Source organism: Akkermansiaceae bacterium (assembly GCA_019634595.1).
Classification (GTDB): domain Bacteria; phylum Verrucomicrobiota; class Verrucomicrobiia; order Verrucomicrobiales; family Akkermansiaceae; genus Luteolibacter.
In genome coordinates this window covers 1,046,145-1,066,649 of record JAHCBC010000001.1, presented here as the reverse complement: position 1 = coordinate 1,066,649, position 20,505 = coordinate 1,046,145, and the positions used below count along the sequence as shown (strand labels likewise).

The following is a 20,505-nucleotide window of genomic DNA, read 5'->3' as shown; positions in this document are numbered from 1 at the left end:
GTGGTCATCCTCTCCGTCCGTAGTTGACCCTCCAAGATCTCCAAAATCGCCCCAACCCATGAACCCGCACCAACTGAACGAACTCTCCCGCCGGGACTTCCTTGCCCGGACGGCCCGTGCCTGCTTCGGCCTGTCCATCGCCGGTTCCGCGGCGCAACTTTTCAGCCCGCAGGCGCTGGCCGCGGACCCCGCCATCCTCCAGGCGGGGGGCGGAAAGGCGAAGCACGTCATCTACCTCTACATGTCCGGTGGCATGACCCACATCGACACCTTCGACCCGAAGCCGGACGCGCCTGCGGAGTATCGCGGGCTGACGAACGCCATCGGCACGAACGTCGATGGCATCCAGCTCGGCCACTGCCTGCCGATGCTGGCGAAGCACATGGACAAGGTGGCGCTCATCCGTTCCCTCAGCACCACGCAGGGCGCGCACGAGCAGGGGAAATACCTCATGCACACCAGCTACACGCCGCGCGGGACCATCGTCCACCCGTCGTCCGGCGCGTGGGCCGCCCGCCTGGCCGGTGAGCAGAACGGCAGCATCCCATCCTTCGTCCTCATCGGCGGTGGCAACCAGCACCCCGGCGGAGGCTTCTTCGAGCCGCAATATTCCCCGCTGCCCATCGGCGATCCGCAGAAAGGCCTGCGCAACGTGAGGAAGCGCGCCGATACCAACGACGCCTCCTTCCAGCGCCAGCTCGACCTGCGCGCGGAGCTGGACCACGACTTCGACAGCCGCTTCCACAAGGGCCAGCGGTCCGTCCGCGCCTACAACGAGGTCTATGACTCCGCCGTGAAGATGATGCACAGCGCGGACCTGGAGGCCTTCGACCTTTCCAAGGAACCGGCGGACTCCCGCGCCGCGTATGGCACGGACCGGTTCGGCCAGGGCGTCCTGCTCGCCCGCAGGCTGGTGGAGCGCGGCGTGCGCTTCGTCGAGGTGGAGTACGGCGGCTTCGACTGGCACTCCGACAACTTCGCGCTGATGGAGGAAAAGATCCCCGTGCTGGACCAGGCGCTCTCCACCCTCATCTCCGACCTGCAGGCGCGCGGCCTGCTGGACTCCACCCTCATCGTCGTCGCCACCGAGTTCGGCCGCACGCCGAAGATCGTCGAGGGCAACCTGGGCCGGAACCATTTCCCGAAAGCCTTCTCCTGCCTCATGGCCGGCGGCGGCATCAAGGGCGGCCAGGCTTATGGAAAGACCGACGAGACCGCCTCCAACGTCATCGAGGGCAAGGTCGGCGCGTCCGACTTCAACGCCTCCATCGCCTTCGCGCTCGGCATCCCGTTCGATCTCCCGCTCATGTCCCCGTCGAAGCGTCCGTTCCGCATGGGCGGCACCGATGGCAAGCCCATCGCCGCGTTGTTCAGTTAACTGAAAATCGGTAGGGCTGGCCCGGCCCGGACCGCCGGAGCTGTACGTGCGGGGGAAAACCATGGCCGCTTCATACCTTCAGCGGGTGCCATAGGACGGTCAGCGCGTCATCACGCTCCTACACCAGCGGCTGGGGCGGGCCACATCTCCCTCCGGATGGATATCCATCCTGCCACTGGTTGAGCACCTCCTGAACCGCTTCCTCCAGATCGTCCTGATTGCACCAGTATTCATCGATGGTCCCGGCAACCGACCATGCAGATCGGTTGAATCCGCGTTCGATGTCATTGTACCAGATCACCGTGTTGCCGCAGATACCCACCACCCAGAAGCCGCCGCCCAAACCCCCGTATGAGCTTTCCCGCCACTTGACGGGATCGATTTTGATGACTTCCCACAGGCGGCGCTGCGGCAGGCTCATCCTCATCCATGCCTGGTTGATCAGGTCCCATATCTCGGCTTCGGATGTCGGTCTCCAGGAACTCATTTCTGATGGAAGAAGTTGAAGTAGTGCCAGGGTGCGATGAGAGCGATGGAATGGACAGGAGATTCGTCAGAACTCCGCCCCTCATGCCTTTCAGTCGATCCTGCTACGATAGATCACGTACACCAGCCGCTCGCCGATGATGATGCCGGAGGCGATGGCGGCCAGAATGAAGAAGGTCATCCGTCCCTGTTCATCCGCGGACGGCAGGGCGAGCGCGGCACCGGCGGCAAGGGCCAGACCGAGAACCACCGCGAAACGCAGCGGCTGGAGCGTATCCGTCCACCAACCGAACGGATGCCGGTCCCACGACGGACGCAGCATCCTTTCCCTTCTGGAATGGTGGAATCCATAGGCGGCCAACAGCAGCGGCGCGATGGTGAAGGCAGCGAAGGTCACTGCCGCCGCCCCCCAATCCACACCGGATGGCATCTCCCCCGCATCACGGACCATGCGGTATCCGCCATGGCCGCAGAGGAGCACCAGCACGGCATAAATCCACGGCCACGGTTTCGCCATTCGTCTCATGGAAAGGAAAGCGGTCGAGCCACCCGCAGGATGATCCATGCACCCGGAGGGAAAGGAAGACAAGCCTCCGGATTGTCATTTCGGGCCAATCCGGAGGATTGCCTTCCTGTCGCCCTGGCCGCCACGCCCTACCTTTCGCCCAGCGCCTTGAACATCACGAACGCATCGACCAGCCCGTCCACGGGGTCCCTGAATGCGGAGGGCAGCGTGCCGACGATCTCAAAGCCCAGCTTCTTCCACAGCCGGACCGCGCCTTCGTTGGTGGAGACGACGAGGTTGAACTGCATGCCCGTGAAGCCCATCCCGATCCCCTGTTCCTGCGAATGCACGCACATCCGTGAGGCGGTCCCCTTGCCCCGCGCCCTGTCGGACACCACGTAGCCGCAGTTGCAGATGTGGCTGCCCTGGCCGGGTTGGTTCGGTTTGATGTAGTAGGTCCCCAGCACCTCGCCGTCCTCCACACAGACGTAGGTCGCCTGCGGGATGTCGATCCACGCCTTGCGCGCCTCCTCTTCGGAAATGTCGCGCGGATGGACATAGGTCCGGCCCTTGCGGAACACCGGTTCCAGGATGGCCCATATCGCGGGCCAATCAGTGGCATCGTAAGGTCGGATCATGCGTGGTGGATGCGCCATTCTTCCATGCGATGGTTCCGAATCAAGCGGAAGCGTGGTGTTGGCCCGGCAAGGGCCTCTGGGAAATGGTAGGACTGGCCCGGCCCGGGCCGCCGAAGCTGTGCGCGGACAGACTATCGCGGCTATTTCACCATCGCACGTCATCGGCCTATCAGCCGGAATCCACGGCGCGCCCGGCGGTCGCAGCCCTACCGGCGATGAAGACGCCGGTCTGAAGATTTGAGGGCGGAAAGAAAAAACAATTTGGCCCTCTATGTCGCTCCGCTCCATTGCGCTCCCAGCGGAACCTCCCAGCGTCACTCCAGGCGGATGCAGAGCTGCATGACCATCGACCCCTTGCAGGTCTTTCCGGCGCGGGCGTTCTCACGCCAATACTTCTTCGCGTCCGGCAGGGTGTCGTCGGCGGCGAGGGCGTCGAGCGCGGCGTCCACATCCGCCACGGGCTTTTTCAGGGATGCCTTGCCGATGAGCAGTTCCGCGACCTTCGCGCCGTCCACCTGGGTTTCCGACTTCAGGGTGTCCAGCCAGGCGGTGTCGCCTTTCAGCGCGCCGTCTTTTTTCAACGAGGCGACGGCTCCCTTGAAACGATCCGCGGGAGAGGATCCGCCGCCCTTTTTCTCCGCGGCGGCCTCATCCGCGGACGCGGGCTTGATGCCTGCCAGCAGCTCCGTGGTGCCGACGTGCTTGCGGATGCCATCGACCGGGACCGCTTGTACGGGTTTTCCAGTATCAATCGACTGTGCGGCGGCGTAGGCGGACGCCTGGCCCAGCATCATGAACACAGGCTCCATGCGGATGGAGCCGTAGGCGGCGTGAGTGGCGGAAAGGCAGACGGGAACGAGCAGGTTCGCGCATTCCTTTTCCACAGGGACGATGGAGCGGTAGCTGACCGGGTACGGCTTCACGCGGATGAGCATGCCGCCTTCCCCGCGGAGCTGGCCGTTTTCATCGACAAAGCGGGAGGTCGAGTGGGAGTCCATGCCGTAGGAGGCGAGGATGATGCCGTCCTCCGCGATGCGGGTGCGCCGGCAGTCATGCTCCGTGACGATGTAGGCGCTCTTCATGCGCCGTGCCTCGCGCACGTAGAGCTGGAACGGCCAGTGGCCCGCGTCCGCGAATTCGTCCTTCGGCAGGCCCCAGCGCAGCGTCTCCGTGCGGATGTGCTCCGGCACGCGGGGATCATTCCCCAGGAACCAGAAGTAGCCGCGCACGTAGTCCACGTGTTCCTGCCACAGCTCCGCGCGGCGCGCATAGCCGGCCTCCGCCCACTCCGCGCTCTTGCCCACGTAGTCGGTGGAAAAGAGGCCCTGGTTGTTGGAGTCCGTCTTCCGGTTCGGCATCGGGGTCAGCTTGTAGAACAGCTTTCCGGGCTTCTCCTTCGCGTTGACGTTGATCCAGCGCAGGTGCGGTTCGAAGACGAGCGGGTCGTAGTTCTCGGGCTTCGTGATGGGCAGTTGGTTCTCCTTCACATCCGTCAGGCACATGCGGAAGGTGTAGGCCTGCACGCGCTTGTCCGCGGAGCCGTCAGGCCCGGGCGGCTTCGGCTCGATGCCGGGGAGGATGCCGCTGGCCGGGTCCCCCGGCACCTTGTAGGGGTCCAGTTCCTTTCCGGGATACACCTTCAGCGCGCGGATGCCGTTGATCGTCTCGTTGTGCTCGCTGTTCGCCTCACGGCCGACGAAGTAGGACACGCCCGCGCCCGCCAGGAGGTCGCCTTCATAGCTGGCGTCGATGAACATCTTTCCGCCGAAGATTTTCCCGCTCTCCATGGTCACGGTGGAGATGCGGTTGCCCTCCTTTTTCACGCCGCCCTCCGCGCGCACCATGCGCTCCCCGGTGAAGACCTTCACGCCCGCTTCGGAAAGCATCTCCGTGAGGATCTGGTCCGCGACCTTCGGCTCGAAGAACCAATGGACCTCCAGGTTGTCGGAGATGGCGTCGTGGTGCTTCGGCTTGTATTCCTCCCGCGTCTCGTATTTCCAGGACTCCGGCTTGTTGTAGTGCTTCCACACACGGTGGTAGAACTCCTTCGCCAGTCCGACGACGGTCGTCTTCGAGCCGATGTCCGTCGCGCCCAGGCCACCCGTGGTCATGCCGCCGATGAACTTCTGCGGCTCCACCAGCGCGACGCTTTTCCCGAGCCTGCCAGCCTCCACCGCGGCGGCCACGCCACCACCCGTCGCGCCATACACGACGATGTCATAGGAATCCTTCTCCGCCGCCGGACCGAGGGCGGTGAGTGACAGGGAAACAAGCAATGGGAGCGTGAGCGTGGGTTTCATTGGCGGAAAGTGCATGATGAGAGTCCAGTCGGATACGCGCGGCGCGGCGATCACTTTCCGGAAAAAGTCCGCAGGCTGACAGGGACGCCATTACATGGTGTCCGGCGGGCAATCCGTCAGATGCCATCCACCCCGCCGGATCTCTCACGGGATTGGCCGTCAGTAGCAGGCTTGAATCTCCTCAACTGATCGAGCCGCTCACGCATGGCGTCCAGCCTTTCCACTTTCACACGCAAGGGCAGTGCGGCGAGCACGCGCCGGGTGGCCCGCTTTCTTGCTGCGATCTCTGTCCATGGTGTGTTCATCCTTGCGGTTCGGCGTCGGGTGGAAACTGACGCTGGAACTCCCGCCAACGGCTGGAAAGTCCATGCGATTCCAATATCGTCTCAAATTCCGCCATGTCGAGATCTCCTTCTTCCCGCAACTGGATCAATCGGTTGCGGTCCTTCGCCCGGTTGGTCTGGAGTGCGATCGCCGCGAGATACTCCCTCGGAAGCACTCGTAATTTCAGATCCCCGTACTGAAGAACAATGGCCTTGCCAAGAGCTTCCTCCTCCAACCGGGTGGGCGGTGGCAGAAATTGGACGGGCCATCCACCGATCACGACCTTGTCTTCAAAAAGTGAGTGCCCCTTGTCAGTGAAGTAGCGGATGACAGGGGTCGGATCGATGATCAGAGAAGACGCACCGGGCCGGAAGACGATGAATACGTCCACATCCTCCGTTGTTGCGACCTCTCCATAAAAGGATGCGGCGATGGCACCATCCGATAGCGTAGCCGTCAACGATGTCGTCTGCCAGCATTCGATCCAGAGACCGGATCACTTCTTCAAGATCATACTTCATGCGGAGGATTCTCCATCGGTCGATTAGCGACGCAAGTAATCTCGGCCCTGACCTCCCCGCCTATAGGTTCGGCAGGACCGCAACCTCAGGACGCGCCGTGGTTTCCGCGTGGCAGGGGGTTGATGTCCGATGGCGGAATGCAGCTCCGCCCGCGACGAAAATAAGATGGAGAGACCGGCGGACCGGGTGAATCATGATCCTCGGATCCTTTCCGTCCGGATGATGAAATGAACCGCCCTTCCCTCATGCCCGCCTGCCTCGTCCTCGCTCTGGCCATCCAGGTGGCGGACGCGCAACAACTTCCTCCCGTGGAACTGCGCGCGGAGTGGGCGGAACTCGGAGAGGTGAAGTTCGAAAGCTGGGAGATCCGCAGCTTCACCGGCTGGGACGAATTCGGCGACGGCGGATCGAGGGGCTTCAATTTCGAGTCCACTACCGCGGGGCCGTTCATCGTCCTGGCGGCGAATCCCGCCTACTGGTCGGAAGAGGACAGAAAGGAAAAGCGGCAGGTGTTTTTCCTGGTCCGGAAGGATCGCTTCCACCTCATCACCCCCGGCAGCGTGGAGGAAAAGAAAATCATCTCCATGCTGGAAAAGGCGGCGGCCACCTTGGCGGGCGAAGGCAGGACCGATCCCAAACTGATGAAGACATTGGCGGAGCGGTTGCACGACCGGAAATACGTCGTGGGTATCGGAAAGGGATTCTGAAGGATGATGCCCCTCCGGTGGGAAGAACAAGGGTGGGGCTGCCGGGTGCGCCGTGGCTTTCTGCGGAGAATCGTCTGGAAAGCCACCGCCAATGGGATAACAAGGACGTTTCCCCATCACGTCATCTTTCCACCATGATCCGCACTTCCATCATACTGTTCATATCCCTGCTCGCCGGGCACCTCCACGCCGCTGACAAGATCCCCGCAGGCTATGTCATGCAAGTCATGGAGCCGACCGGTGGGAAGATCCTGCGGCCGGAAGGCTGGCACTACCACGAACGCCACGGAGAGAAGTCCTGGATGTGGACCATCTCCAGGGAAGACACCAACGGCGGCAAGGATCCCTATGATACGGGCGTGCGGATCCAGACCTTCATGGGGGTGGAGAAAGGCACGGGAAAGACCCCGGAGGCATTCGTGAGGGGGTTCATCGAAGGAAAGAAAAAGACCGCGGGGAAGGTCCACCGGAACTGCGGGGCGAATGACCAGGGGATGTTCACACGCATCTGCACGGAAGTCACCGAGGGGGACTACCGCATCCTCTACTCCGCTTTCTGGGGAAATGGCATGGACATCGTGGTCATCAGCATCTCCGGCGCGAAGGCGGACGAGTGGGGGAAGTACGCGAAGACCTTCGATACCATGGGCGCGTTTGAACTCATTGACATGGAGAGGTTCACCCAGGGCGGGAAAAAGTGATGGCGGAGGGACCCGCCATGCATTGGGCCTCCGCGCCCCTATCCGCACGTTGGACGTCGCCCGGTCTCACCACACGGGCGCATCGGAGTGCGCCCCTCCATTGATCCACCTCACTTCCGCCGCCGGCGCAGCAGTCCGGCCATGCCGGCGGCCATCACCAGCGCCGCGGAGGATGCCTCCGGCACCGCGTCCACCGTCACCAGCAGGTTGTCGATGTGCGTCTGCACGCCCGGAGATTCCGACCAGCGGAAGCCCACCGCCGTGATCTCCCTGCCCACGACCGTGGAGGTCAGCGGGCTCGATGTCTCGGCGATCATGGTTTCCGCGCCGCCGTTCACGCTCTGGAAATAGCGCAGCATGTAGCTGGTTTCGCTGATCTTCGTGATCGTGAAGCGCATGGTGTAGTTCGTGTCCACCGCCAGCCCTCCGCCGGTGAAGGTGCTGCCGGCCCTTCCTCCGCCATCGTTGTTGGAGGTGCTCATGTTCCAGCTCGTGTCCCGCCGCTTGAACTCGCCGCCCGCCGCGCCCACCAGCGCGTAGGCGATGCTGCTCTGCGTGGAGGTGCCCGCATCGTTCAGGAAGCCGAAGCTGAAGGAACGGCTCTCCGCCAGTGTCCCCGCCAGCCGCATGTCGAAGCTCATGCTCAGGACGCTGCCGACCCCCAGGCTGCCCAGGGAGGAACCCGTGGAGGTGTTCAGCGTCCGGACGTGGGTGCTGTTGCCATTGCTCAGGGTCATCACATTCCCGCTGCCGAATCCATCCACCGTGCCGACGGAGTAGGCGCTGCCCCCGTCAAAGACGCGGCGGTAGGTGCCCACACCGGGTGCCTCCGTGTTCGCCATCGTGGAAGCGGTGGCCGTGGCGTTCGTGTAGTTGTCGGAAGCGTAGGTCGCCGCACCAGCGGCACCCGCCAGAACGACGGACAACAGGCCTGTGATGAAAGGCTTCATGAAAGCAACTTTCCGCTCCAGTCCAGATGCGTCAAGGACTTATCGGAAATGCCGGTGGAAGGGGAACAGGTTGTGGTGAGGAACAGCCACCCGCTGGGGCTGGCCCTGCGGGTCCGGAATGGTGGTCCGCCATGCCCCGCAGGGAAAGGAAGACAAGCCTCCGGATTGTCATCTGAGGCAATCCGGAGGCTTGCCCTCCTGTCGCCGTTGCGTTTGGTGGAGAGGTCCGTGGATTTTCCACCACCACCTATTTGCGTTCATTTGACGGAGGATTTTGAACGGTCAGTTCGTCCATGTCGCTTCGCTTCCATTGCGGTTGGAAATCTCTTCTCTCCTCAACGACGAGGACATTGCACCAAGCAGAGCTAGGCGCGGGTGCGGCGGGAGAGGAGGGTGATGAGGCCGAGGCCGGAGAGGAGGGCGGCGGAGGGTTCCGGGACGAAGTCCACCCTCATGACGTTGATGATGTAGGATTGGTCGGCGTTGAAGGAGGCGCGGCTGAGGGTGACGGTGAGGTTGCCGTTGGTGTCCGGGCTGGCGCTGATGGGGGCGGACCAGGTGTTGACGTTGTCGTTGGTCTCCAGCTCGGAGTAGTTGCCGGGATCTCCGACGGTGTAGCGGGTGCCGCGGGTGCCGGTGCGGTCAACGGTGCCGAAGAAGGTGAAGGTGTAGGTGAGGGCGGGATCCAGCCCGGTGAGGGTGAAGACGGTGGGATTGTTCGGCGTGCCGGTGAGGGCGCCGTAGAAGCCGTCACGGTAGTTGGCGACGGGGGTGAGGTTGGTGGGGCCGTCGCCAACGTCACCGACGAAGGCGTTGGTGGTGAGGGTGAGGCCGTAGTTGGTGGACTGGTTGGTGGTGGTGCGGAGGTCGGCGACTTTGACTCCGGTGCTGTAGGTGGTGACGCTGTTCCAGGTGATGCTGTCGGCGACGGTGGCGTTCGGCCCGAAGTCCACGTAGATGGAGGCGGCGCGGGCGGCGGGGAGGAGGGGAAGGAGCAGCGTGAGGAAAAGGAGCGGGAGGGTTTTCATGGAGACTTTCATCTAGCGCACGGCGGCCATGGCGGAACAGATGGCGGAGATACCACTTTCGGGGGATGGCGGAGGAACATCGAACGCCGAACGTCCAACATTGAACGTAGAAGTGAAGAGGGGGGAGTGATGCGGGCGTTTTTTAAGCGCAGATTGAGAGGATTATTGAGGATTCCGCGGATTTGGGATGGGGGTGCTGGTGGGTGGAGCAAGGACTTCTGGCAGCATGGGCTGGTGGTGCGGCGGGTGCTCCGGGGCGGCATGAGGTCCGCGGTCTGTTGAGGGGGATGTTTTGCTGCGCGGAGCGCGTTTTTTTGAATCGGGGGTATGTGCGGGGGAAAAGGGCGGGGACGGACGGAATGGAAGACTCTCCCCGGGCAATACCCCCCCTCCCCCCATGGGGCGGCGGACCGCCCGGCATGAGGTTGTGGAAGAGGGTGACCCTCCGCACCTTGTTTAGGGTGGCGTGCGGACATAGCCCCTGCCACTCGGTTGTCCTCCCGTGATGTTGTCGAGATGGGAGGGATATGGATCTCGGCCGGATTCCCCGCGATGTCATGGAAGGCGGGCCGGCTCGACGGACGGTGTCCGCGATGCCGTCCATCATGCCACAGCGGTGCGGGCGGGACAGCGGGAGTTATTCACGGGAAGAAGCCCACTTCGTGGGAGTGCCGGGTGATTCAAGATTCAAGATTCAAGATCCATGATCCATGATCCATGATGCGGTTGCGGGGAAAAAATTGGCCAAGTGTTCAATATGCGGGGGGCGGGGGGCGGGGGCATGCTGGCGGCGTCCTGGGATGCGATGGATAATTTCCCCCGGCCCGGCCGGAAAGACGGGATGGGGCGGGCTTCATGGCCGGCCTTTCCCGACGGGAAACCCTGAGCGGATGGACCGCCCCGGGGGCGCGTGTGCCCCAAGGTGATGACCCTCTCCATGCCACGTGTGGCGGCGGGGACAATCGGAACCGGAATGACAACCGATTCAGATCAACCAACCAACACACAGAAAGACATATCATCATGATTCCCGATCATTTCACGATCCAGTTCGGCCGGAACTTCACGGCCGCGGTGCAACAGACGCAGTCCCGCTTCCGCAAGGCGGCGGTGGTGGAGACCGGCTGCACGGGTGAGGCGAAGACGCACAACCTGGTGCTGCCCATCCATGACAGCGAGACCACCGGAGAGCGGCTGGCGCAGACGCTGCTGCAGGAGCTGGACACCCAGAAGCGCTGGGTGAGGCCGCAGACGTTCGACCTGGCGACGGGCGAGCCGTTCTGGGACGAGATCATGCTGGCTCCGGCGATCCTGCCGGGCGGCAAGCATCTGGAGGCCCACCTGGGCGCCTACAACCGCCGGGTGGACCGCGTGTTCATCGACGGCCTGTTCGGCACGAACCACATCGGCAAGAACGGCACGACCGCATCGGAGATCCCCGCGGAGAACAGGGTGGAGGTTGACTTCGCGGCGACAACCGGCGGCCCGGATACGGGGCTGACGGTGGACAAGATCATCCACGCGAAGCGCATCCTGACGAAGAACGAATCCTACGGTGACGATGCCCGCGCCCGCGGCGTCCAACTGTGGGGGGCGATGACTCCGGAGATGGAGGAACGCCTGCTGTTCCTGGCGAACGGGACGACTTCCTCCGCCGCGGCGAACCGTCTGTTCTCCCGCGACTACATGCCGCCGACCCTGGACAAGGACGGGAACATTTCCTTCTTCCTGGGGGTGAACTGGATCCGCTCCACCCAACTGCCGATGAAGGCGGGGAGCACGACCGTGCAGCACTCCGGCATCTGGACGTCGGACGCGGTGCACCTGGATTTCTGGAAGGAGATCCAGACGTCGGTGGACCGCCGCGCGGACCTGAAGAACGCGGCGCAGTTCTTCAGCCAATACGGACTGGGGGCATGCCGCTCCGAGGACAAGAAGGTGGTCATCATCGAATGCTCCGTGGAGGACTGATTCCAAGATCCATCAACCATCAGCTATCAACCATCAACTATCCTAACTTACCATGGCAACCTACAAATCAGACATCATCACGGCGAAGGATTCGCTGGACGTTTCCAGCAAGAGCCTGAGCGGGGAAAAGACGGGCGCACCGGTGCTGTATGCGACGGCGGACTACGTGTTCGGCAATCCCCGGGCGACGAACGGCGACGTGCTCGATCTGGCGGACATCCCCGCGGGGGCGACGGTCGTGCCGGAGCTGTCCTACGTGTCGAAGTCGTTCGGCGGGCGGCATCTCCGGATCTTGTTGGGGGACAAGCACGCCGGGGGCCGCTTCGGCCAGGTGGGCACCGATTCCTCAGGCATCCCCGAAGGGCCACACGGCTTCGGCTATGACTCCCCGAGCACGGCGAGCTTCGGCTACGAGATGCAGGGGAGCCTGTCGAGGTATACGGAGACGACCCGTGTGAAGGCGACCCTGTCCAATATCTCCTTGGCCATCCCGGAAAACGAGAAGCTGAGGTTCGGCATCGCCTACCGGGTGCAGGGCTGACGTGACATGGCGGCGGGTGTCTTTCGAGAGAGGGATGCCCGCCGCCTTTCCTTTTCCGGCGCACGGCACGGCGTGCCTGCGGACACGGATGTGAAGTGGGCGCAACGGCGTGCGCCTCCCCCAATCTCCTATCTCCAATCCCCAATCTCCCCCCCTTATTTCCCATGCCATTGACCTCAAAAACCGATGTGTGCAACCTGGCGCTGGCCGAACTGGGCGCGCGCCGGATTTCTTCCTATGACTCCGACACGACGGTGGAGGCGCACGCGTGCCGCCTGCACCTGGACCATGTGGTGGACACGTTGCTGGAGCGGCACCAGTGGAACTTCGCCACGACACGGGGGACGCTGGCAAAGCTGGCCGCGCCGGGTGACGCGGAGTGGGCGGAGACATGGCAACTGCCGACGGACTGCGTGCGGTTGATCCGCATCACCACCGGGGACACGCAGAATCCTCTGCGCGACTATGCCATCGAGGGCCGCCACCTGCTGACGCGCGGAGCGGGGTCCGGCCTGAGGATCGTCTATGTGAGCAACGCGCGCCCGGTCGGGCAGTGGATCCCGCTGTTCACGGACGCGGTGGTGTACAAGCTGGCGGCCCGCATCTGCGGGGATGTGACGCAGAACCCGGCGCTGGCGGACGGCTGCCTGCAGAAGCTGGAGTCCCTGGCGTTGCCCGCGGCGCAGACGGCGGACGCGCGGGAGACGCTTTCGGGTGAGAACTTCGGCCCGCGCCACCTGGCGAGCATGTCCGCGCTGGTGGGGGCGAGGTTCCGCGCGGACGGACGGCCGCCGTATGTGCCGTGAGGCCCCCTGCGGGGGAGTGCCGAGTGATCCGTGATCAGTGATCAGTGCCGGGACGATGAAACGAAGAAGTGCCGGGACGATGAAGCGAAGATCCATACCAACGAAACGCGCCGCACCAGAACTCTTCCACTGATCACTGATCACCGATCACTCGGCACTTCTTTCCCTCACCCGGCACTCTTTCCCTTCCAACAACCATCAACTTCAGACCACCAACTCATTTTCCATGATCCTGCACCAAACCAACATCGCGCTGAACGGCGGGGAGATCACTCCATACCTGGCGCACACCGTGAACCTGGACAAGCACGCGTCATCGGTGGGGAGGATGGAGAATTTCATCCCGATGCCGTTCGGCTCCGTGAGGAAGCGTCCGGGGACGGTGCACCTGCAGATGCTGGAGGGGGAGGCGCGGCTGGAGGCGTTCACGTTTTCCGACGGGCTTTCGTATGTGATGGCATTCATGCCGTCCGTTCCGGCGTCGGGAGGACAGCCGCGGAGATATGGGAAAATCTTCATTTACCGCGCGGACGCGCCGCCGGGGGCGTGGCCGGAGGGGCCGCAGCCGGGTCCGGCGCCGAATGCGACCATCAGCGAGGAGACGGTGGCGCAGGCCGTGTTCAGGGATCCTTTCCGGCTCCAGTTTTCCCAGGTGAATGATGTGATCGAGATCGTGGACCCGTTCCACCACCCGCGGCGCCTGAGCAGCAGCGTGGGGCTGGGCGGGGAGATCGTGTGGACGCTGGAGAAGACGCCCTACAAGCATCCGCCGCTGCTGGATGAGAACACGGATGAGGAGCACAAGCTGGAGCTGGCTCCGGAGGAGGGGCCGGCGCCGCCCGCGCTGCCGGAGGGGACGGCGGACATGCGGGTGACGAGCACGAAGCCGTTTTTCCAACCCGGCCATGTGGGCGCGGTGTTCCGCATTTCGCGGAAGCGGGCGTCCGCGGACTTCGAGCGGTCGCTGAAGGCGGACGCCGCGGTCCCGATGGAGGGCACCCCGCTGGAGGCGGATGGCATCGTGTATTTCAGCACGTCCGGCACATCCGACAGCGCGTGGCACGGGACGTTTTATGTGAAGAGGTGGAATGAAAGCACCAGCGAGTGGGAGGAGATCCGGCGCTATACGGCGGCGGGCGACCGGCATGTGCCGGTGACGGAGATCGAGCTGGAGGGTCCGTGCCAGTTGATCCTGACCTACACGGGAGCCGCGAATCCGAATGCGCGGGCGGTGCTGGCGGTGGGGTCGCCTTTCACCTACGGGCTGTTGGAGATCACGGGTGTGGTGGGGCCGTCGCTGGCCACGGCGGTGGCGGTGACGCGGGTGCACACGGAGGCGACCCAGTTCTGGAGCGAGGGTGCGTTTTCTGAATACCGGGGCTACCCGCGGGCGGTGGCGATGCACGACCGGCGACGGGTGTATGGCGGCACGCACCACCGGCCGATGAGCCTGTGGTTTTCCAAGACGGACGCGCTGGATGACTTCCAGGCGGGGACGGAAGCGGACTCCGGCATGTACCGGACGCTGGCGGCCACGCGGCAGAGCCCCATCCTGTGGCTGGCGTCCCAGCGGATGCTGTATGTGGGGACGAACACGGGGGAGTGGGTCATCGGCGGGCGGTCGTCGGATGAGGCGCTTTCGCCGGTGAACTTCCTGGCGCGGGAGTACACGCGGTTCGGCTCGAACACGGTGCCGGCGCTGAACATCCATGACTCGCTTTACTTCGTGGAGCGTCAGGGCATCCGGCTGCGGGAGTTCACCTACTCGCTGGAACGTGACAGCTTCGAGGCCCCGAACCTGACGCGGCTGGCTGAGCACATGGCGGTGGACGGCATTTCCCAGATGGCGTTCCAGCAGGCGCGGGAGCCGGTGCTGTGGCTGGTGACGGGGCGGGAGGGTAATCTACTATCATTCTCGTACAACCGCGGGGAGAACCTGGCGGCGTGGGCGCGGCACACCACGGCGCACGGCAGGTTCCGCTCCGTCGCGGTGGTGCGGAACAACAGCGATGATGATGACGTCTTCGTCGTGGTGGAACGGCGCACGGTGCCCCTGTCCGTGGCTCCTGCATCCGGAGGGCATGCGGGGCCGGACGGGACGTTCCTTTACTACACCCTGGAGAAGCTGTCCCCCTCCCAGCAGGCGGTCATGGAGCGTGGGGATGTTTCCCGGATGCACCACACGGACGGGGGCGTGGACAACACCATCGGCGCGCTGACCGCGCCGGAACTGTGGAAGACGCCGTCCCCGTCGCGCAACCCGCCCATCCCGGCTGGCTCCGCGGACCCGCTGCGGGTGCACGTGCACGGGTGGCTGGTGGGCCGCACGCTGCACCTGCTGGTGAACGGAGTCTTCCGCAAGGGGGTGGCCTACCGGAACGGGGTGGACAGCGTGGTGGTGGACATCCCGTCCCCGCCCGCGGGGGAGATCACCCAGGTGTCCTGGGGCCTGCCGCTGGAGTCCGTGCTGACCACCCTGCCACTGGACGTCCCCGCGGACAACGGCACCACCCACGGCAGGATGAAACGCGCGCACGAGCTGAAGCTGAACGTGCTGAACTCCTTCGGCGGCTCCTACACCTATGACGGAAAGACGGAGGTCATCCACCACACGACGACGGCGGACCCCATGGACGCCGCCCCCACGCCGCGCACCGGCTGGCTCTCCCACACCCTGCCGCCCGCCCACCTGGCGGACCTCACCTTTTCGCTCGGCCATGACGAGCCATACGCGTTCCTGCTGAGGGCGTCGGTGCTTTCGTGGTCGTTGCATGAGCGATAGCCCCCTCCGGGGCATCACCCGGCACTCCCCGCAGGGACACCACCCGCACTCTTTATGATCCGGATAAGAATGATCCACCTCGCGGATGACGGTCGCATCTCCGCCGCCGACTACCGCGTCATGGAAAGGTGGTGGCGGGTGCGGGCGCGGGAGGCCCCGCCGCGGAACATCCTGCCGCGGCTGGGCGTCATCGCCTCCTACGGACAAGGGACGCCGGTGGCGGCGGCGTTCGCGTATCTGGATGCCGCGGGGTCCGGCACCGCGTGGCTGGGCTGGATGATCACGGACCCATCCGCGCCGAAGGCCACCGCCGGCCGCGCGATGATGCGGGCGCTGGAGTTCCTGGAAAAGGAGTGCCGCCGCCTGGGCTACTGGCTGGGCTGGGCCACGGTGAATGACCCGTCCTTCATCCGCTTCCTGGAGCGGCGTGGCTACACCCGGACGGATGAGGGGCTGTGCCATCTTTTCAAGACACTGCCGCATATACCGGAAAAACGGTAGGGCATGGCGGCCCGCGGAGCTGGTCCGGTGAGGCATCATCCATGGCCTCTCCGCCTGCGGTTGGCACAGGTTTCCGCAGGGGCACCTTCCCTTGACAGACGGGGGAGGGGGCGGGAGGTTCCCCGCGATGAGCCCCACCTTCCGTCCCCGCACGCTTTTCCTCCTCGCCCTGTCCGCCATTCCCGCGCACGCCTCCACGACCATCTACTCCGGTTTCGGGGATTCCACGGTGGGGGCGACGGCACCGGCGGGCTGGACGCGCGTGGCGAACTCCGGCTCCGCCACCTCCACCATCACGGCGGATCACCACTTCTCCATGAACGCCCCGTCCGCCGGGCAGAACACCCTTTCCCTGTTCGACACGGGCGCGGGCATCAGCCATGCGGCGGGTGACGGCTTCCGGCTGACGGCGACGTTCAGCGCCACCTCCGGCACCGGACAGTATGAAAACACGGCGTTCTTTTTCATGGCCCCGTCGGACGGAGCGAACGCGCCGCGCGTGAACTTCAACATGGGCTACGACAACACGGGCCTGCTGGAGTTTTCCAACACCACCAGCCAGACCAACGGGACCATGGGTGGCACCGCCTACAACGCGCTGGAGGCGCTCAACCCCGTCTATACCTTCACCCTCACCGGCATCTTCCAGGCCAACGGCAGCCTCTCCCTCACCGCCGTGCTGACCAACAGCGCGAACTCCGTGGTCGTGAACTCCACCGCCACGCTCAGTGCGGCTGCCGCGACGGGCAACCACTTCGGCATCCGCACCGCCGCCGGTGGGGATGGCTCCGGCCATGCCGCCTCCGCCCTGCACCGCAGCTACGTGCTGGAGGCCATCCCGGAGCCATCCCACGCGCTGCTGCTGCTGGGTGGTGCCATGGCCACGCTGGTGCGCAGACGCCGCGTGGCATGAGGTGTGCCGCTCCGGCTTTCAACTGTTGTGCGCCTCCCGCACCGTCCTGCGGCGCAGCACCAGCGCGGCGAGGCCCAGTGAGGACAGGGCCATGATGCCCGGCTCCGGGATCACCGTGTAGCCGCCCATCAGCGGGCTGCCCCAGTCCGTGCCTTTCTGGAAGGCCAGGGGATCGGTCGTGCGGTTGTTGTCCTCATAGCCCAGCGTGCCGGTGCCGTCGGTGCCGTTGCGGTTGATCAGGGCCCCGGTGGCGTTGTCCTGCGGGGGCACGCCGTAGTTCGTGATCGTGAAATCATTGATCGCCAGCCATGTCGCGCGCCGTGCGGACACCGGGTCCTCTGTGGAAAGGTTGTAGCCCAGGCTCCACACCAGCGCGCTGGTGGCGTCCCTCAGATAGAGGCCGTCACCGGGTGCGCCGTTGTTGAGCTGGAAGCGTCCGTTCACCTCCGCGTCCGTCGTGTTGACCGTGGACAGCACGCGCGCGTCCGCCACACCGTCCAGCCAGCGGTTGGTGAAGGCGACGCCGTTCTGGGCGATGACCAGGTAGCCGCCCGACGGGATGCTCGTCCCGCTGGGAAAGGTGTAGGCCGCGCTGGAGTTGTCCTTCAGCGTCCAGCCGGACAGGTCCACCGCGTCCGTGCCGTAGTTGAAGACCTCCACCCACTCGTTCAGCAGATCCGTGCCGCTGGGGTCCACCATGAACTCCGTGATGGCGACGGTGGAGGCGGCGCACGCGCCATGCAGCAGGAGGGCCAGTGCGGCGGTGCATGCGGGGAGTGCGGCCGTTTTTTTCCGGAGGATGCCGGTGGGGCGGGGCAGGGAGGATTTCATGGCATCGTGCGTGGTTTCCTGTTCTCGCGGGTGGCCGGAGCGCGTCCGCCAGCCGGGCGGTATGGAGGACGGGAAAGGCGGCGCGTTCCATGACCCGCTTGTGACTCTATTGGCACAGGCCGCCCCCGCCACCCGCCCGATGACAGAGGGGGGAAAGTTGGCCAACTGTTCAATCCCCCCCCCGTCCCGCGGCGGAGGATCATGCGGTCATACCAACGGATGAAAAGGGGCCGCGCCCGCCACCGTGGCGGCCGGCCTTCCCCCCTTCCTGTGGGGAAACATCCATCCACCCACACCCCCACCGCACCACCATGGGCACCGCCGTCCTCGCACTCGCCTCACTCGCCACCACCGCAGTCTCCACCGGCATCTCCTTCTACGGGCAGAAGCAACAGGCCCGCAGCCAGAGATACGCCGCCGAATACAACGCCAAGGTCGCGGAGAACGAGGCCCGCAACATCCAGCTCCAGTCCGCGGAAGACCAGAAGCGCATGCGCCAGCAAAGCCGCCGCAAGCAGGCGGACCTGCGCAACCACCTGGCCGGCGGCGGCACCCTCACCACTACTGGAACCACCGTGGATCTCCTCGCGGAAAACTCCGCCAACATGGACCTCGGCATCCGGGACGCCGCGCACGCCTCCCGCATCCAGGCGGACTCATACTACTCGAAGGCGGACATGATGCGCTGGGAAGGCCGCCACCTCCAGCGCGCCGCCAACATCTCCGCCTACGGCAGCCTCTTCTCCGGCGTGGCCAACATGGCGGAAAGCTACGGCAACTTCCGCTACAAGGGAGCCTTTGGTTGAAGCACGAAATCCCAAGCACGAAATCCGAAACGGAAGAGGCCGCAGGCCGCAGGTCTTCTATCAACTCTCAACCATCAACTCTCAACCAGCGCCATGCCCATCCGCATCGAAGACATCCCCAACCTCCGCCACACCCCGCTCGACCAGGCCACCATGGATCCGCGGGCCGCCGGTGCACATGGCCACGCCCTCCAGGGCATCGCCCGGGACATCGCCTCCGTGTCGAAACCCTTCGCGGACATCGCCAACCGGCTGCAGGACGTGAAGAACGCGGACATGGAAATGAGGATCCGCACCGCCTGGGACCAAAGCCAGGCCACCCTGTGGAAGCACGCCGCGGAAAACCCCGGTGAGGATGTCTTCCGGGGCATCGACAAGCTGGCGAAGGACTCCGCCGCCATGCTGGAGGCCGCGGGCGTCCCGCCGGAAGTGCGCGACCGCCTGCGCGGGGAGCAGCAGCGCATGATCCACGGCGCGAAGATCCGCGGTGCGGAACTCTCCGGCCACCGCATCATGAAGGACGGCCGCGCCGCCTTCCAGCAGCGCATCGGCCTCGCCGTGGAGGATGAGGATGACGGCGCGATCGACCGTGAGGTGGACAACGCCGTGGCGCGGCGCATCCTCACCCCCGCGGACGGGGAAGCCGCCCGTGCCCGGGCAAAGACCGCCCGCGCCGACCACCGGGCCCTCACGGAGATCCACGCCAACCCCGGCGGCTGGATCGCCGCCAACCGCAACCCGGACCGGACCACGCCCGGCTTCGACGAAGTGAAGCACGTCAACCGCATGGCGACGGCACGGGTGCTCCATGCCGGAAAGACGTTGGAGATCTACCACGCCGCCGCACGCAGCATCACGGAGGGCAGCCTTACCCTCCCCGCACACATCGCGGACCTCACGGCAGGCCTGCATCCCGCGGTGGCCGGAGCGTTGGAAGGCATGCTCAGGGAAAAGGCGCAATCCGCCCGCGCTGACACACGCCCGCCACAGCAGGTGCAGCACCAGCTCGCCGGGGATGCCGCCGCCGCCCTCCAGGACTACAGCGCGGAAGGCGACAACTATGACGGTGACCTCATCACCATCGCCGACCGCATCCGCCGCATGGATGACGGACCGCTGAAGACCGGCTGCGAAGAAAGCCTGCGGGACGCCCTCACCGGCACGCGGCGCCCGCCCGCGACGAATGCGGAATACCACCGCAGGGCCATCGACGAAACGTGGCGGAACCATGGCTTCGGCAGGGTGGACGTCCCCCTCCGCAGGATCGATGTCACGCCACTCATCGCCGGCGGCCTGCTGCGGGACCGGGAGCGGCTGGCGCAGGCAGGCCTGGGAAAGGAGGACATCGACTATATCTCTGGTAGTCGCCCGGATGGAGGGCCGTCCGGTGGTGCGCGTGCGGCGGTGGATGACACCGTGCGCCTCGCCCGCTTCGCGGAAAGGTATGGCCGGCTGGAAGGGAAGGCGGAGGCCGCGGATCCGTTCCTGCGCGCCGTCTTCGCCACCCTCGGCGCGGGGCGCACCGTCATGGACTACGCGGACCCCGCGGAGGCGGAGGCCGCGGAGCGGAAAAACGCCGCCGCCCGCACCCGCTACGGCGCCGCCCTCACCGACTACACCGGCTGGGTCCAGCGGAACCCGCACGCGGACGGACAGGCCGTGGAGGCCGCCGCCCGGCAGGCCATCATGACCGGTGCCTGGCAGATGGCTGCCGCAGCGGCATCGGAACGCGCCCGGAGCGCGGCCCTGCCGCACCGCACGGCATGACGCGCCATCTCACCGGCTTCCCTCCCGTCCTCCCCCCATACCACACACC

General features: G+C 65.1%; 20 protein-coding genes. 11 read left to right on the top strand and 9 right to left on the bottom strand.

Features of this window, described 5'->3' with window-relative positions:
* Positions 1-58 precede the first annotated feature (58 nt).
* Positions 59-1,378, top strand: coding sequence for a DUF1501 domain-containing protein (locus KF712_04545; GenBank protein MBX3740235.1), 1,320 nt, complete (start codon positions 59-61; stop codon positions 1,376-1,378).
* Positions 1,379-1,496: 118 nt separating this feature from the next.
* Here the strand turns inward: KF712_04545 and KF712_04540 are convergent, their stop codons facing one another.
* From KF712_04540 to KF712_04515, 6 genes are all read right to left on the bottom strand, one after another.
* Positions 1,497-1,865: a hypothetical protein gene (locus KF712_04540; protein MBX3740234.1), complete on the bottom strand. Its 369-nt coding sequence runs from the start codon at positions 1,863-1,865 to the stop codon at positions 1,497-1,499.
* Positions 1,866-1,955: 90 nt separating this feature from the next.
* Positions 1,956-2,390, bottom strand: coding sequence for a hypothetical protein (locus KF712_04535; GenBank protein ID MBX3740233.1), 435 nt, complete (start codon positions 2,388-2,390; stop codon positions 1,956-1,958).
* Between the two features lie 128 nt (positions 2,391-2,518).
* Entirely contained in the window at positions 2,519-3,007 is a 489-nt protein-coding gene (locus KF712_04530) for a GNAT family N-acetyltransferase (GenBank protein MBX3740232.1), read from the bottom strand.
* 314 nt (positions 3,008-3,321) lie between these two features.
* Complete coding sequence (locus KF712_04525) at positions 3,322-5,307, bottom strand: FAD-dependent oxidoreductase (GenBank protein MBX3740231.1); 1,986 nt, start codon at positions 5,305-5,307, stop codon at positions 3,322-3,324.
* Between the two features lie 116 nt (positions 5,308-5,423).
* Positions 5,424-5,612 (bottom strand): hypothetical protein, encoded by a 189-nt coding sequence (locus tag KF712_04520; protein ID MBX3740230.1) that lies wholly within the window; start codon positions 5,610-5,612, stop codon positions 5,424-5,426.
* A complete protein-coding gene (locus tag KF712_04515; GenBank protein MBX3740229.1) occupies positions 5,609-6,022 on the bottom strand; it encodes a hypothetical protein in 414 nt (137 codons plus the stop codon). The genes KF712_04520 and KF712_04515 overlap by 4 nt, the downstream gene beginning before the upstream one ends.
* A gap of 357 nt (positions 6,023-6,379) precedes the next feature.
* On the opposite strand from KF712_04515, the gene KF712_04510 reads away from it, so the two are divergent.
* Both KF712_04510 and KF712_04505 read left to right on the top strand, forming a co-directional pair.
* The gene (locus KF712_04510) at positions 6,380-6,859 is read left to right on the top strand and encodes a hypothetical protein (GenBank protein MBX3740228.1); all 480 of its coding nucleotides are present in this window, start codon (positions 6,380-6,382) and stop codon (positions 6,857-6,859) included.
* 134 nt (positions 6,860-6,993) lie between these two features.
* Positions 6,994-7,560 (top strand): hypothetical protein, encoded by a 567-nt coding sequence (locus KF712_04505; protein MBX3740227.1) that lies wholly within the window; start codon positions 6,994-6,996, stop codon positions 7,558-7,560.
* A gap of 110 nt (positions 7,561-7,670) precedes the next feature.
* Here the strand turns inward: KF712_04505 and KF712_04500 are convergent, their stop codons facing one another.
* Together KF712_04500 and KF712_04495 are read right to left on the bottom strand one after the other, a co-directional pair.
* Positions 7,671-8,510, bottom strand: a complete 840-nt coding sequence (locus KF712_04500) for a PEP-CTERM sorting domain-containing protein (GenBank protein ID MBX3740226.1) — start codon at positions 8,508-8,510, stop codon at positions 7,671-7,673.
* Positions 8,511-8,875: 365 nt separating this feature from the next.
* Positions 8,876-9,538 (bottom strand): PEP-CTERM sorting domain-containing protein, encoded by a 663-nt coding sequence (locus tag KF712_04495; protein MBX3740225.1) that lies wholly within the window; start codon positions 9,536-9,538, stop codon positions 8,876-8,878.
* Positions 9,539-10,561: 1,023 nt separating this feature from the next.
* Here KF712_04495 and KF712_04490 point away from each other — a divergent pair.
* From KF712_04490 to KF712_04465, 6 genes are all read left to right on the top strand, one after another.
* Positions 10,562-11,509 carry a hypothetical protein gene (locus KF712_04490; protein ID MBX3740224.1) on the top strand — a complete coding sequence of 316 codons (948 nt, stop codon included), beginning with the start codon at positions 10,562-10,564 and terminating at the stop codon, positions 11,507-11,509.
* A 52-nt stretch (positions 11,510-11,561) separates the two neighbouring features.
* Positions 11,562-12,050 carry a hypothetical protein gene (locus KF712_04485; protein ID MBX3740223.1) on the top strand — a complete coding sequence of 163 codons (489 nt, stop codon included), beginning with the start codon at positions 11,562-11,564 and terminating at the stop codon, positions 12,048-12,050.
* A 164-nt stretch (positions 12,051-12,214) separates the two neighbouring features.
* Positions 12,215-12,856 (top strand): hypothetical protein, encoded by a 642-nt coding sequence (locus tag KF712_04480; GenBank protein MBX3740222.1) that lies wholly within the window; start codon positions 12,215-12,217, stop codon positions 12,854-12,856.
* 226 nt (positions 12,857-13,082) lie between these two features.
* On the top strand, positions 13,083-15,638 hold the full coding sequence (locus KF712_04475) for a hypothetical protein (protein ID MBX3740221.1): 2,556 nt from the start codon (positions 13,083-13,085) through the stop codon (positions 15,636-15,638).
* A 69-nt stretch (positions 15,639-15,707) separates the two neighbouring features.
* Complete coding sequence (locus KF712_04470; protein MBX3740220.1) at positions 15,708-16,139, top strand: hypothetical protein; 432 nt, start codon at positions 15,708-15,710, stop codon at positions 16,137-16,139.
* A gap of 127 nt (positions 16,140-16,266) precedes the next feature.
* Complete coding sequence (locus KF712_04465; GenBank protein ID MBX3740219.1) at positions 16,267-17,052, top strand: PEP-CTERM sorting domain-containing protein; 786 nt, start codon at positions 16,267-16,269, stop codon at positions 17,050-17,052.
* 18 nt (positions 17,053-17,070) lie between these two features.
* On the opposite strand, the gene KF712_04460 is transcribed toward KF712_04465, so the two are convergent.
* Positions 17,071-17,883: a lamin tail domain-containing protein gene (locus tag KF712_04460; GenBank protein ID MBX3740218.1), complete on the bottom strand. Its 813-nt coding sequence runs from the start codon at positions 17,881-17,883 to the stop codon at positions 17,071-17,073.
* Between the two features lie 311 nt (positions 17,884-18,194).
* On the opposite strand from KF712_04460, the gene KF712_04455 reads away from it, so the two are divergent.
* Both KF712_04455 and KF712_04450 read left to right on the top strand, forming a co-directional pair.
* The gene (locus KF712_04455; protein MBX3740217.1) at positions 18,195-18,689 is read left to right on the top strand and encodes a hypothetical protein; all 495 of its coding nucleotides are present in this window, start codon (positions 18,195-18,197) and stop codon (positions 18,687-18,689) included.
* A 93-nt stretch (positions 18,690-18,782) separates the two neighbouring features.
* Complete coding sequence (locus KF712_04450) at positions 18,783-20,456, top strand: hypothetical protein (protein ID MBX3740216.1); 1,674 nt, start codon at positions 18,783-18,785, stop codon at positions 20,454-20,456.
* The last annotated feature ends 49 nt before the right edge of the window (positions 20,457-20,505 follow it).

Excerpts from the sequence above, each read along its gene's own strand:
- KF712_04470 (MBX3740220.1), top strand. The coding sequence starts at position 15,708 with ATGATCCACCTCGCGGATGACGGTCGCATCTCCGCCGCCGACTACCGC.
- KF712_04520 (MBX3740230.1), bottom strand. The coding sequence starts at position 5,612 with ATGAACACACCATGGACAGAGATCGCAGCAAGAAAGCGGGCCACCCGG.
- KF712_04525 (MBX3740231.1), bottom strand. The coding sequence starts at position 5,307 with ATGAAACCCACGCTCACGCTCCCATTGCTTGTTTCCCTGTCACTCACC.
- KF712_04530 (MBX3740232.1), bottom strand. The coding sequence starts at position 3,007 with ATGATCCGACCTTACGATGCCACTGATTGGCCCGCGATATGGGCCATC.
- KF712_04460 (MBX3740218.1), bottom strand. The coding sequence starts at position 17,883 with ATGAAATCCTCCCTGCCCCGCCCCACCGGCATCCTCCGGAAAAAAACG.
- KF712_04535 (MBX3740233.1), bottom strand. The coding sequence starts at position 2,390 with ATGAGACGAATGGCGAAACCGTGGCCGTGGATTTATGCCGTGCTGGTG.
- KF712_04480 (MBX3740222.1), top strand. The coding sequence starts at position 12,215 with ATGCCATTGACCTCAAAAACCGATGTGTGCAACCTGGCGCTGGCCGAA.
- KF712_04485 (MBX3740223.1), top strand. The coding sequence starts at position 11,562 with ATGGCAACCTACAAATCAGACATCATCACGGCGAAGGATTCGCTGGAC.
- KF712_04540 (MBX3740234.1), bottom strand. The coding sequence starts at position 1,865 with ATGAGTTCCTGGAGACCGACATCCGAAGCCGAGATATGGGACCTGATC.
- KF712_04455 (MBX3740217.1), top strand. The coding sequence starts at position 18,195 with ATGGGCACCGCCGTCCTCGCACTCGCCTCACTCGCCACCACCGCAGTC.
- KF712_04465 (MBX3740219.1), top strand. The coding sequence starts at position 16,267 with ATGAGCCCCACCTTCCGTCCCCGCACGCTTTTCCTCCTCGCCCTGTCC.
- KF712_04545 (MBX3740235.1), top strand. The coding sequence starts at position 59 with ATGAACCCGCACCAACTGAACGAACTCTCCCGCCGGGACTTCCTTGCC.
- KF712_04490 (MBX3740224.1), top strand. The coding sequence starts at position 10,562 with ATGATTCCCGATCATTTCACGATCCAGTTCGGCCGGAACTTCACGGCC.
- KF712_04500 (MBX3740226.1), bottom strand. The coding sequence starts at position 8,510 with ATGAAGCCTTTCATCACAGGCCTGTTGTCCGTCGTTCTGGCGGGTGCC.
- KF712_04495 (MBX3740225.1), bottom strand. The coding sequence starts at position 9,538 with ATGAAAACCCTCCCGCTCCTTTTCCTCACGCTGCTCCTTCCCCTCCTC.
- KF712_04450 (MBX3740216.1), top strand. The coding sequence starts at position 18,783 with ATGCCCATCCGCATCGAAGACATCCCCAACCTCCGCCACACCCCGCTC.
- KF712_04510 (MBX3740228.1), top strand. The coding sequence starts at position 6,380 with ATGAACCGCCCTTCCCTCATGCCCGCCTGCCTCGTCCTCGCTCTGGCC.
- KF712_04475 (MBX3740221.1), top strand. The coding sequence starts at position 13,083 with ATGATCCTGCACCAAACCAACATCGCGCTGAACGGCGGGGAGATCACT.
- KF712_04505 (MBX3740227.1), top strand. The coding sequence starts at position 6,994 with ATGATCCGCACTTCCATCATACTGTTCATATCCCTGCTCGCCGGGCAC.